Raw genomic sequence first — 12122 nt, 5'->3', positions numbered from 1 at the left:
GGGTCGGGGTAGTGGGGTTCGCGGGAACGGGGATGAGTGCCGTGGAGGAGACGAGGCACTCGGGGATCGGAGTCCTGACTGTGGGGATGCCGACCGAAGGCGACTGGTTCTGGCCCGAGCCGCCGGAAACCGGGGGAAGTCCCGGCGGGCCGGGCCGTCTCACCGGAGAGAGGAAGCCGCGACGAAGCGGTGTGTCCCGAGGACGGCCCCGTTCGCCGTGCCCCGTCCGGTCAGCGCGGCGCCTTCGCGCGGAAGCCGGTCCCCGTCCGGGGCCGGGCGTTCCGGGGAGCCCAAGAGTGATCCGGTATTCACCCTCCGGCCGTGGCGCTCCCCTGGCACACGTGCCATCATGGTGACCCGCCGACCACCGAACGTGACCTCGCCCCGGCGAGGAACCGTGACAGCGCATCGACCCGACCAGCGCCTTCCGCCCGGGTGCTCATCCAGCCCTGTGGACAACGTGTGGTTCCGGAATCCATGGGGCATCCTGAGGGAAGATGGCCACATCCGGTCAGAAGGCGGGATGGCGGCGGTGTTCATGCCGGATAGTGGGATTCCGTGAGCACGCGTCGCCCACGCACTCCCCCGGTGGGCCGCGGGCGGGAACCCACCTGCTCGAGGACCGCGAAGATGTGGTGCCGTAAGACCCCCTCCTCAAGGAGTTGAGCCCCGTGAACAGCCTGACCAAACTCTGGGTGACGCTGAGCGCCTTCCTCGTGCCGACCTCCAAGGAGAAGGACAAGGGTGCGACCCTGATCGAGTACGCAGCGATTGTCATCCTCGTCGCGGGCATCGTCGCAGCGATCCTGGCCATCGGCATCCCCAGCAGAATCGGCCAGTCGATCACCACCGCGATAACGGAGATCCTCGCTCCGTACGAGTAATCTCCCCCACCAAGACCGTCAGGCGAGAAGAGATGAAATCCGCACCCCCTCCTCCCCCACGAAAAAAGATACGTGGAGCACTTCGCCCCGCTTCACTCCTCGTGGCTCTCTCCTTTCTTGTTTCAGGGTGCGTGGTCAACCCGGACGACAACTCCTCCGCCGGGCAGAACAGCGATGCCGAACCACCATCTTCTTCGCGTCCGGGAAACAGCAACGGGAGCAGCGGCCAGGAGGTGCTGGCCAGCAGCACGTCCTCGTCAACGGCGATCGGCGATGACCTCCAAATCGATGTGTACGCGCTCGAGAACATGTCTCCCGGCTTATTAAGACTTCGCTTCGGAGTGACCAACAAATCCGACTCCGATTTCACCCTGAACTTCGGTCTCACGGTGGACGACAAGCCGAACACGGCCAGCCGGGTCAGTCTCATCGACGCGCAGAACCAGAAAAGGATCCTCAGCTACGAGAGGGGCGACGGCTCCTGTGTCTGCTCCACCTGGAACGGCAACATAGCCAGCGGCCAGACGGAGGAGATGTGGGTTGCCTTCCCGCCTCCCGTCACGGAGGACGTCGAAGCCCTGACCGTCACCACACCGCTCACTCCGCCCTTGATGGACATTCCCATCAGCCAGTCGTCGGAGACCCTCGAGAGCGAGGACCTGGCCTCCCCGGAGATCCTGGACCTGACCTTCATTTCGGACAACACCGAAGACCAGACGGGACGGACCGAGGACGGCGAGGAGATCAGCATCCTCCTCTCCTCGGACGTGCTTTTCGAGACGAACAGCGCAGTTCTCAGCTCCGATGCCCAGGAGATCCTCGAGCAGGTCGCCAGCGAGATCGATGACGCGAGTTCCGATGTCGTCCAGGTCGATGGTCACGCCGACAACACAGGCAGTGAGTCGGTCAACGTTCCGCTGTCCCTCGAGCGAGCCGAGGCGGTCGAGTCGGTCCTGTCCGAACTGGTCACGAGGGGCGAGGTGACCTTCGACGTCGAGGGCCACGGAGCCAGCGACCCCATAGCCGACAACGACACCGAAGAAGGACGCGAGCGCAACCGGCGAGTCAGTGTCACATTCGAGAAATAAGCGAGCGTCATGAACAAGATCCACCGGTCATCCGCACTCGCTGTCGCAGTCGCGTCGATCCTGTTCGTCACATCCGCGGGAACAGGTACTGCCGCGTCGGCACCGCAGAGCGGCGATCTGGAGGTAATCGGCAGCGCAAGCGGAACGGACGAGCTGTCTGGTCAACTGCAAGCCGAGGTCAACGAGGCGAGCAGGAACGAGAGCGGAGACCTCCTGTCCGTCACCTGGAGCATCCGGAACCCCGGAAACGAACGTGTGGTGCTGTCCTGGTTCAACCAGTACTCCTACATGTACTCAGGGCCGAACTTCGCCGGGATCACGGCGTTCGACCCGGAGACCGGGACCAGGTTCCACCCGGTCATGGACAGTGAGAACTACTGCCTGTGCTCGGGGGAGTATTCGGTGCAGCTCCAGGAGACGGCACTGCCGGGAGAGACCGTCAGCTACTGGTCCATGTACTCGGTCCCGAGCGACCTGGAGACCATCTCCGTGGAGATCCCCGGTTTCGACCCCATCGAGGACATCCCCATCTCCTGAAGTCCCCACCAGCCAGATCGCCTAGGAGGCGGCGTTGCCCACTCCCCACCGCCCCGAGCTCGGGGACACCCGACGGCCCTCCCCCACTGGACCGCCCGGGCGGTCCGGTGAGCGCGACGGGCCGCCGAGGCGGCACCGGGGCGGCCGGTTCCTGCAACGGTTCAGTCCCGATCGAAGAACCGGGGGCGACCGGGGCGCGGCGTTCGTCGAACTGGCGGCGGTCACCGTACTGGCCGCGGCGATCATGGTCGCGGTCTACCAGCTCGAACTCAGCCAGACCTTCAACAACGGCGTCCGGCAGATGGTGTGCCTGGTCGAGGGCCCCGGCTGCGGCGACGAGACCTGGGTGGACGCCGACCGGCCGGAGGAACCCGAGGAGTACGAGTGGGGCCAGGGCAACTCCAACGCCCTGGAGAACGAGGCGCTCGCGATGGGCATGGCCGCGGACCGCGGCTGGACCGAGAACGAGTGGGAGTGCCTGAGCAACCTGTGGAACGTGGTCTCCCACTGGGACCACACGTTCGTCAACGCCGAGACCGGTGACCACGGCATCTCCGGGTTCAACCCGGCCAGGCACGGCTCCATGCCCGAGGGTTTCCGGGAGAGCCCGTCCACGCAGATCTCCTGGGGGATCGGACATATCGGCGACGCCTACGGTTCGCCCTGCGCCGCCTGGGCCTACTGGGAGGACACCGGCACCTACTGAGGCCGCCGTCCACACCCCCGTGCCCCGACCTCCACCCCCGGGCTCGCATCCGCGCCTCCTTACACGAGCGCCGCTCACGGAGCCGGGTCAGGCGTCTTCGCGGCTCGTGAAGGTTGCGCAAAACACTCACAGAAATAAGTAAATACCAGGGTTTTATCAGACATAAAGGGCATTTCTCCCTGCGGAGCGTTCGTACCCTGGACGTTCCCGCACCGCCCCTCCGGGGCTCCGGTGTGGAAGACGGGCATCGCTGCCGTCTCGTGGGGGCACGGGCCGGCACTGACCACACGGGGGTTCGGTGAAGATCGCCTATCTGATCAACGACATGTACGGCATCGGCGGAACCGTGCGCACCGTCGCCAACCAGGCGGCGGCGCTGTCCGCCCGTCACGAGGTCGAGATCGTCTCGGTGTTCCGGCACCGCGCCGAGCCCGTTCTGCCCGTACCCGCGCAGGTGCGCCTGCGTCCGCTCGTGGACGTGCGCGGATACGACGGCGACCAGGGCACGGGGGCCGACGGCCGCCCGCTGTACGAGGGATCGGAACGGGCCGGTGTACCGCCGCTGCTCTTCCCGCCGGAGGACGCGCGCGGGCCCACACACAGCCGTCTGACCGACGACCGGCTGGAGGAGTACCTGGCCACCACCGACGCCGACGTGGTGGTGGGCACCCGGCCGGGGCTGAACGTGGTGATCGCACGGGCCGCCCCGAGCCGGGTGGTCAAGATCGGTCAGGAGCACCTGACCTACGACCAGCACTCCGAGCCGCTGCGCCGGGTGATGGAGGAGGCCTACCCCCACCTGGACGCCTTCGTGACGGTGACCGAGGCAGACGCGCGCACGTACCGGGAGCGGATGCCGTTGCCGCGGGTGCGCGTGCTGTCCATCCCGAACTCGGTGCCCGCGCCCGCGTTCACCGCCAACGGGCACAACAGCCGCACCATCGTGTCCGCCGGGCGGCTGGCCCCCAGCAAACGGCACGACCTCCTGGTCCAGGCCTTCTCCATGGTCAGCGAGGAGTTCCCCGAGTGGACGCTGCGGATCTACGGGCGCGGCAACCGGCGTGCGGCGCTGGTCCGACTGGTCGACTCGCTCGGGCTCCAGGACCGCGTGTGGCTGATGGGCGCGCACCCGCGGGTGGAGGAGGCCTGGGCCCAGGGCTCATTCGCGGCGGTGACCTCCAGCGAGGAGCCGTTCGGGATGACGATCGTGGAGGCCATGCGCTCGGGACTGCCGGTGGTGAGCACCGACTGCCCGCACGGCCCGGCTTCGATCATCCGCGACCGCGAGGACGGGCTGCTGGTGCCGAACCGGTCCGCCCCGGGGATCGCCGAGGGGCTGGCCCGGCTGATGGCCGACGACGAGCTGCGCCGTCGGATGTCGTCCGCCGCGCTGACCGGCTCCGAGCGCTTCGACCCGGCCAACGTGATGCTGATGCACGAGGAGCTGTTCTCCGACCTCTCCGGCCGCGAAACGCCTCCGCCGCCGGTGTCGGTACCCGCGCCGCGCCCCGAACCGGCCGCCGCCTGCCGGGTGCGCGTGGCCGGGGACGGGGCCGCGGTGCTGTCGTTCACCGACCCGCCCGACCGGGTGGTGCTGACCCTGGAGGGCAGGCGGGTGGCCCTGGAGCCGGACGGCGGCGACGTGGTCGTGGACGCCGCGCGCGATCGGCTGGCCGCGCGCACGTGGGAGGTGCTGCGGCTCGACGGCGACCGGGAGACCCCGGTCCACGACGTGGAGATCCGCCAGCACGGGTTCCCGTTGGACCCCGGACGGGTCGGGCGCCTGTCCCTGGTGCTGCCCTCCCGTTCGGCGAAGGGACGTCTGGTGCTGCACGTGCGACGCTCGGCTCACCACGCCGAGGTGGAGCACGTGGAGTCGGCCGACGGGCTGATCACCGTACAGGGCCGGGTGCTGGGCCGCGACGCCCCGGACGCCCGCGCGCGCCTGGCGGTGCGGCTGCGCACGTCTCCCGGGGCACTGCGGGAGTTCTCCGCGCCGGTGGCCGGTGACGGCCGTTTCACGGCGGTGGTGGACCCCGAGGTCTTGGTGCACGACCGGTACGGCGAATCCGAGAAGTGGGAGCTGCGGCTGGTGCTCTCCGACGGGACCGAGTGCACCGTGGGACGTCACCTGTCCGGTGTGGCGGGCTACCAGAAGATCATCCGGTACCCGGACCAGAAGGTGGAGCGGGGCGTGGGGGGCGGCACGCGGGTGCGCCCCTACTACACGGTCAACGACCGCCTGGGGCTCGTGACGTCGCCGCTGGCGCCCACCCTGGAGGTGGACGTCGTGCGGGCGAGCCCTGCGGGGCGCCGCGCGGGCCGCCTGCGTTTCGAGGTGCGGCTGGCCTCTCCGCTCCCGGAGGGCGCGGAGTACGCCGTGGAGGTGGTGCACGGCACCGACACGGGGCGGCGCTTCCCGCTGCGCGCCGAGGGCGGCTCCGCCTCCGGCGGCCGTCTGGTGGGCTCCCTGCCGCTGCTGACGGGGACGGGGTACGACGGGCCCGGCGCGGTCCGGGCCACATGGCGGCTGCGGCTGCTGGCGGGGCCGCCGGGGGCTCTGGGGCGCTTGGGCGCCACCGCGGTCCCGGACAGCACCTCGCGCCGCTGGAGCCACGGCCCGTACGTGCGCTCGGCGACCGTGACGCCCCTGAGGTCCGGTGACCTCCAGGTCACCGTCGCCGACGTCCACGTGCGGGAGGCCGTACGGCGACGGATGCCCTGACCTGGGCGAGCTCTCAGGCCTGCCCGGTGCGGATCATGCGCTGGGCCAGGCTGAGCCGGTCCAGCAGCCAGTCGGGCAGGTGGTCCGCGCCGCGGGGGAAGTGCTGGATGTCCTGGTGGAAGTTGCGGGGGTCGGGTTCGACATCGAACTCGGGCGGGGCGTCGTGGTCGAAGTGCGCCCCGATCTCCCGCGACTCCTGCACCGTGAACCGGGCGGTGAACCACGTGCCCTTGCCCGGCTGGTACATGCCGGTGCGCAACCGGTCCAGCAGCCGTCCGGCCTCGGGGAGGAGCAGGTCCCACTCCGTGCCGCCGTCGGGTCTGCGCACACTCACCCGTGACGAGGAGACCCCGAACAGGCCCCGGTAGTCCACGACGACCTCCGTCCAGGGGCCGTGGACCGCGTCCAGGGTGCGGTCCACGATCTCCTGGACGGTGTCCATCATCTCCTCGGGGGTCATCTCCCCCGGGGACATCCGCGTCCGCTGCTCGGGGCGCGAGGCGATGAGCAGGCTCCAGGGGGATCCGCCGTCCTGGGTCTCGGGCACGCGGTCGCCCTCCAGCCGGTCCCGCAGCCAGGCGGGGACGTGCTCGTCGTCGCGGGGGAAGTGCTCCAGGTCGAGCAGGTAGCTGGCGTCGTCCCGCGGTTCGTCGAAGTGCGGCTCGTTCTCGTAGTCGTAGCGGACGCGGTAGCTCGCGGGCCGGTCGATCTCGTAGTAGGCCGTGTACCAGGTGCCCGTCCTCTCGGCGTACATCCCCGCGCGGATCTCCCGCAGCCGCTCCATGGTGGACAGCGGCGGGACCCAGCCGCTGCTGCGGCCTCCCTCGAACATCACCTCGAAGAGGGCCGTCTCGCAGGCGCCCAGTCCGGAGTACACGAGCCGGAGCTTGACCCAGTCGTCGGGGGCCGCCCGGAGCAGGTCCGTCCCGATCCTGCGGAGGAGCTCGTCCTGTTCGACGGGGGTCATCGCTTTACGGGCGCTCATGTCCTCGCCTTCGCTTCTTCTGCGGTGGAATGGGTGCGAATCCGACCACGCACCACGGCTCGGCACGCGTCGGACAGGGTCCATCCTCCCTGCGCGGAACCCGTCATGGGCCCACACTCGCCAGAAACCCGCCGGACAATTCCTACGAAGTCGTACGGCTACGTGGCCCGGAGCGCGCGGGCCCACGTCCGCCGCCTCGCCGTGTCGCCTCCCAACAGGGCGAACACCTTTCACACCGGCCCCACAGGCGGCCCCGGTCGTCCACAGGCCCTACCGCTTCCCGACATGCCCGGATAAGCTGCGCTGGTCGGGACGTTGTCCGGGCGTGTTCGCGTGCTCACCGCGCGCGACGCGCTCCGGGCCTTCCCCTCCCGCGCTCCCCTCCTCCCGGGAGCGCCCCCTCCCCTGATGGAAAAGGCATGGGACTGCGACGGATCATCCCCCACACCGCCCCTGCGCCCCGGCGGCGCGCGCCGGGCGGAGGCGACGACGGACAGGCCAACGTCCTGCTCCTGTTCGGGCTCACCCTGGCCCTGCTCTCGCTCACCCTGCTGTTCGTACGGGTGGGCGCCGCCAACGACCAGCGTTCCCGGGCCCAGACCGCGGCCGACGCCGCCGCGCTGGCGGCGGTGGGCGCCCTCCAGGAGCGGGCCGCGCAGGACATCGTGGACGGCGCCTACCCCATGCCCTGGTTCGACGAGGAGGCCGCCGAGGCGCGCGCCGAGGACTACGCGCGGAGCAACGGGGCGGTCCTCACCGACATCCGCGCCAGCGACAACGTCATGGGGCGCAGCGGGAACATCGTGCGGGTGGAGGTGCGCGGCGCCGTGTGCCAGCGCGAACTGGAGGAGGACGGGTCCCGGCACTGGAACGACGTGGTCTGCGACGGCAGCGAGGAGGAGACCAACACCGTCGTCGGCAACGCCTCGGCCATCGCCATCGTCCGCATCCCCCACCAGTGCGGGCGCGACGGGGGCGAACTGGTCTGCGACGGCGGCACCGTCGACGACCTCGCCTCCGCCAAACGGCTGATCGACGTGCACCTGGTCGACCAGGAGGGCCGCTACGGCTTCAACCCCGACTTCGTCGGAGGGGGCGGCCCCAGCGTGGACTGCGCCTCGCTGGGGTCTTTGCACCCCATCATGTGCGCGGCGCACGAGCGCCTGCAGCAGCAGTTCCCGGGCTTCTACCTCTCCGCGGGCGGTCGGCGCACCGAGCCGGGCAGCGACCACCACAGCGGCGAGGCGGTGGACTACATGATGGCGGAACTGGGCGCTGTGCCCACCCCGCAGATGCACGCCACCGCCATCACGGTGATCGACTGGGTGATCCAGAACTCCCACCAGCTCGGGGTCAAGGGCATCATCTACGAGCAGCGCATCTGGAACGCGACCGGCGGGAACCCGGACCCGGTGGGCCCCTGGTCGAGCGTGAGCCGCTCCATGGGCGACAGGGGCAGCAACACCCAGAACCACATCGACCACATCCACTTGGCGGCGGGCGTCGGTCCCATGCGGTGACCGCGCCCCGCGGGCTCCGGGGGTTGTCCACAGGCGGCGGAACGGCCTTGCCGGGGCTGCGTGAGCCCTCGAACCTGGAATGCATGACCATCCGTGACCACACCCTTCCCGAACGTTCCCTCCTCCTGCGCACGCTCGCGCCGATCGTCGGCACGATCTCCCCCGACGCGGTGGTCTGCGACGTGACCGCCTCCTACGTGTGGGGGGTGGACCTGCACCCGGCGGGCACCCGCCCCACACGCACCCGCCCGCACGTGGCGGTCCCCCGGGGCGTACGCACCAGCGGCGTGCCGGTGGTCGCCCACCGGGAGCACGTGCCCGCCGCGGACCGCGACGTGGTGGAGGGCGTGCGCGTCACCACGGCGGTGCGCGCGGCCGTCGACGTCGCCGCCCGCGCGCCCTCGGTCTTCGCGGCCACGGCCCGCCTCGACGCCTTCCTCTCCCGGGGGCTGGCCACCGAGGGGGACCTGCTCCGCGCTGTCCGGCGGACGCGCTCCCAGCGGCAGTCGGGGCAACTGCGCACCGCTCTGCGCTACTCCTCCGCGCTGAGCCGGTCGCCCGCCGAGTCGTGGACGCGTGTGCTGGCCCTGGAGGCGCTCCTGCCTCCTCCCGTCCCGCAGTGCCCGGTCCCCACCGACGAGGGCGTGTTCCACGCCGACCTCGGCTGGCCCGACCAACGGGTGGCACTGGAGTACGACAGCCCGGAGTTCCACTCCTCGACGGTGGCCGGGGCGAGCGACCGGGTCCGGTACGCGGCGATGCGGGCGCGGGACTGGGAGGTGGTCTCGGCGAGCGTGTACGACCTCCAACTGCGGCCGGGGCGGCTGCTGCGCCGCCTCCTGCGCTCGCTCACCCGTCAGGGCTGGTCGTGCCCTCCCGAGCACCTGGAGCTCATCCGCGGCCGCGTGCGCGCCTACGAGAGGGAGCCTCCCCGGCTCTTCGACCCCCGGCCGCCCCGGTAGAGGGCCTGCGGGCCCGCGCCCCGTCCGCGGGGCGGCCGAGCGCCGGGGCCGCCGCGGCTGGGCCCGCCAGCCCGCTTCCCGGCCCTCGCGGGGCGCAACAGCCCGGAACACGTACGGCCCGGAACGGGTGCGGCCCGGAACGAATACGGCTCAGGGCACGCGCGGCCCGGAACGGGTACGGCACGGCGCAGGCACGGCACGGGGCTGGGCGGGCACGACGCGACAGGACGCGACAGGAGGCGGACACGTGGACCGGGGCAACACCCTGCTGGAGTACGCCGCACTGCTGCTGGTCGTGCTGTCCCTGGTCGTCGTGGCCGCCGCGCACGGGGCGCTGGAACGGCTCCCCGCAGAGCTGCGGGGGGCCGTGCACCGTGCGCTGGGCGGCGCGACCGGTTCCGGTCCCCCGGACGAGACCGGTGGCGGCACGGCCGCAAGCGGCCGCGAACCCGCGCCGGACGGAAACTGGAGGCTGGATCCCGCCGCCGCCGCGGAGGCGGTCCTGCGCTGCGCGCGAGCCGGAGCCCTCCCCGACCCGGTTGCCCGGACGGACTGCGCGCTGTCCCTCCTGGGGCTGTTGGACGCGCGGGTGCTGGAGGCCACCGTCCTGCGGTTGGAGGGCCGGGATCTGCACGAACTCTTCCGCAGTCCGACCTTCGCCGCCTCCGCCGCGGCCCGGACCGCGGTCCGGCTGCTGTGGGAGCACGCCTCCCAGGAGACCCTGCGACGGCTGTCGCGGACCCGCACCTTCGGCTTCCTCGCACCGTTCCTGGAGTCACCGCACCGCGACTGGGCGCTCGTTTTCGTGGATGTCGGAAGCGATCACATGCGTGGGACCATCGAACGGAACACTGCGTCACCGCGTCGTAGCAACCGTCACACTCCGGTGCCGGACGAGAACGATCAGCAAACCCTCCGCGTCCCGTGTCCCCCGGCGGTCGCGCGAAGATCCGCAGAAACGAGGCCCAGGCCGTGTCGATTCCGTCGATGCCGCACCCCTCCGACCCCGATGAGCAGCCCTCCCCCCCGGGAGGGCGGCCCAACTGGTTCGTCTCCCTCCTCATGGTGCTGGTCTGCCTGGCCGTGGTCGCCAGCGGGTGGGCTGTGGCCCGGCTCGTCGTGGGCTACCCCCTGCCCCGGCTGGACGTCGCGGAAGGCCCGGAGTCCCGTCCGCCGCGGAGCGGGTCCGCCCGTACCGCGGCCGACCCCGAGGACGCCGAGGCCTACCTGGAGGCCGCCGTCGAACTCTTGGAGGAGTCCCCGGCCTTCCACCTCACCTTCACCGTGCACGACGGGGAGACCGACCCGCGGGACGCGCCGGACCCCGGCGCCGGATCGGCCGACGCCCTCCCCCAGCCGCCCGATCACCGCCCCGCGGCCACCGCCGCCCCGATCGCCTCGGGCCGCGGGCAGGCCATGTACGACGCCGGGGCCGAACCGGAGTTCGACCACTACTTCTCCAGCACGGACGGGTTGAGCGTGTACCGCTACGACGTGGGCGGCGGCCAGCTCATGATGACCGCCGACCGGGGTCTGGAACTGCTGGACCCGCCCAGCTCCGCCGACCGGTACCTTTGCTCACGCTCGTACGGGTCGGCCAAACTGCGCGAGGTGCTCGCCACCTCCACCGACCTCGCGCTGCAGGGGCGCGAGCAGGTGAGCCTGGAGTGGCCGGAGCTGCGCAGCACGCACAGCGCCTACCACTACACGGGCACGTTCACGGCGATGCTGGGCGGCTACGACCCCGAGAGCGGACGCAACACCCTCACCGCCGTCGGGGAGGCCGATTTCGAGCTGTGGATCGACGGACAGGGGTACCCCCGCAGGCTGGACTACCGCACCGGGAGCGGTGTCGGGGAGAGCTACGAGTACCACTCGTTCAGCTGACCCCGGCCTCCGCCGAGACCACGTCGGGGACGCGGGCGGTGTCGTCCATCTCGTAGGCGTAGGGCGGATCGGCGACCTCGCCGAGCAGATCGGGCTGCGCGGAGTCCACGAGCAGGTTGTCGCGGGTGACCACGTTGCCGGGCTCCTCCTCCGGGGCGGCCACCGAGAGCCGGGTGCCCTCGAAGTAGTTGCCCTCCACCAGGACGTTGGAGTCGTCCGCCGACTCCACCCCGTACTCCTCGTTGGCCCGGAAGTAGTTGTTGAACACGTGCACGTGCTCGGCGAACCGCGCCCCCGGGTGGCGCCCCGCAGTCCCGTCGAAGTAGTTGTGGTGCACGGTGACCCGCAGCGCACCCGGTTCCTCCTCACCGCCGCCGACGGCGAGCGCCGACTCGGCGTCGGCGAAGTGGTTCCAGGACAGGGTGACGTGGTCGGCGCCGCCGGTCACCGAGACGAGGGGGTCGTCACCGCCGCCGGAGAACGTGGAGCCGTCCACCCACACGTGGTGGGCTCCGCCGCGCACGGACACCGCGGTCCCGTCGGCCTCCACCCGCAGGTTGGACAGGATGACGTTGCCGGCCCCGTCGACCACCAGGCTCCCGCCGGTGAGCTCGGCGCCGCCCTCGACGCCCACGAGGGTCTTGTCCGAGCCGACCTCCACCGTCCCGTCCAGGTCGATCGATCCGGTGACCTCGACGGTGAGCGGCTCCTCGGCCGACAGGTGGTCGGCCAGCTCCCCGGCGTCGGAGGCCGTGACGGTCTCCCCCTCCGCCCCGCCGACCGCGCCCGGGTACTCCTCGCCGTCGCGCTCCAGCGGCTCGCCCGCCC

The 12122-nt window shown here is 71.1% G+C and carries 10 protein-coding genes; 8 read left to right on the top strand and 2 right to left on the bottom strand.

The annotated features are described in order from the left end of the window. The first annotated feature begins 671 nt into the window (after positions 1 to 671). From ABD54_RS22515 to ABD54_RS22495, 5 genes are all read left to right on the top strand, one after another. A complete protein-coding gene (locus tag ABD54_RS22515) occupies positions 672 to 884 on the top strand; it encodes a hypothetical protein (protein WP_047871529.1) in 213 nt (70 codons plus the stop codon). Positions 885 to 1015: 131 nt separating this feature from the next. Further along, positions 1016 to 1972 carry an OmpA family protein gene (locus ABD54_RS22510; protein ID WP_235432154.1) on the top strand — a complete coding sequence of 319 codons (957 nt, stop codon included), beginning with the start codon at positions 1016 to 1018 and terminating at the stop codon, positions 1970 to 1972. A gap of 9 nt (positions 1973 to 1981) precedes the next feature. Next, a complete protein-coding gene (locus tag ABD54_RS29185; RefSeq protein WP_235432153.1) occupies positions 1982 to 2509 on the top strand; it encodes a hypothetical protein in 528 nt (175 codons plus the stop codon). A 34-nt stretch (positions 2510 to 2543) separates the two neighbouring features. Continuing rightward, the gene (locus ABD54_RS22500) at positions 2544 to 3215 is read left to right on the top strand and encodes a hypothetical protein (RefSeq protein WP_047871523.1); all 672 of its coding nucleotides are present in this window, start codon (positions 2544 to 2546) and stop codon (positions 3213 to 3215) included. A gap of 298 nt (positions 3216 to 3513) precedes the next feature. Then, complete coding sequence (locus ABD54_RS22495; protein ID WP_047871522.1) at positions 3514 to 5940, top strand: glycosyltransferase family 4 protein; 2427 nt, start codon at positions 3514 to 3516, stop codon at positions 5938 to 5940. Between the two features lie 13 nt (positions 5941 to 5953). On the opposite strand, the gene ABD54_RS26750 is transcribed toward ABD54_RS22495, so the two are convergent. After that, positions 5954 to 6925, bottom strand: coding sequence for a hypothetical protein (locus ABD54_RS26750; RefSeq protein WP_152692078.1), 972 nt, complete (start codon positions 6923 to 6925; stop codon positions 5954 to 5956). A 419-nt stretch (positions 6926 to 7344) separates the two neighbouring features. On the opposite strand from ABD54_RS26750, the gene ABD54_RS22480 reads away from it, so the two are divergent. The 3 genes from ABD54_RS22480 to ABD54_RS22470 all read left to right on the top strand — a co-directional run bounded on the left by ABD54_RS22480 (position 7345) and on the right by ABD54_RS22470 (position 11294). Continuing rightward, positions 7345 to 8445, top strand: a complete 1101-nt coding sequence (locus ABD54_RS22480) for a pilus assembly protein TadG-related protein (protein WP_047871521.1) — start codon at positions 7345 to 7347, stop codon at positions 8443 to 8445. An 83-nt stretch (positions 8446 to 8528) separates the two neighbouring features. Continuing rightward, complete coding sequence (locus ABD54_RS22475) at positions 8529 to 9407, top strand: hypothetical protein (protein ID WP_047871520.1); 879 nt, start codon at positions 8529 to 8531, stop codon at positions 9405 to 9407. A gap of 987 nt (positions 9408 to 10394) precedes the next feature. After that, positions 10395 to 11294, top strand: coding sequence for a hypothetical protein (locus ABD54_RS22470; RefSeq protein ID WP_047871525.1), 900 nt, complete (start codon positions 10395 to 10397; stop codon positions 11292 to 11294). Here ABD54_RS22470 and ABD54_RS22465 read toward each other — a convergent pair. Beyond that, positions 11287 to 12122, bottom strand: an 836-nt coding sequence (locus ABD54_RS22465; protein ID WP_047871519.1) for a polysaccharide lyase family 1 protein, incomplete at its 5' end; no start/stop codon positions are given. The genes ABD54_RS22470 and ABD54_RS22465 overlap by 8 nt on opposite strands.

This window comes from Nocardiopsis sp. RV163, assembly GCF_001029525.1.
GTDB classification, from domain to species: Bacteria; Actinomycetota; Actinomycetes; order Streptosporangiales; family Streptosporangiaceae; genus Nocardiopsis; species Nocardiopsis dassonvillei.
This window is presented reverse-complemented; position numbering and strand designations above follow the sequence as displayed.

Bases quoted from the DNA above. Each gene is read 5' to 3' on its own strand.
- ABD54_RS29185 (WP_235432153.1), top strand. From the start codon at position 1,982: ATGAACAAGATCCACCGGTCATCCGCACTCGCTGTCGCAGTCGCGTCG.
- ABD54_RS26750 (WP_152692078.1), bottom strand. From the start codon at position 6,925: ATGAGCGCCCGTAAAGCGATGACCCCCGTCGAACAGGACGAGCTCCTC.
- ABD54_RS22480 (WP_047871521.1), top strand. From the start codon at position 7,345: ATGGGACTGCGACGGATCATCCCCCACACCGCCCCTGCGCCCCGGCGG.
- ABD54_RS22475 (WP_047871520.1), top strand. From the start codon at position 8,529: ATGACCATCCGTGACCACACCCTTCCCGAACGTTCCCTCCTCCTGCGC.
- ABD54_RS22470 (WP_047871525.1), top strand. From the start codon at position 10,395: ATGCCGCACCCCTCCGACCCCGATGAGCAGCCCTCCCCCCCGGGAGGG.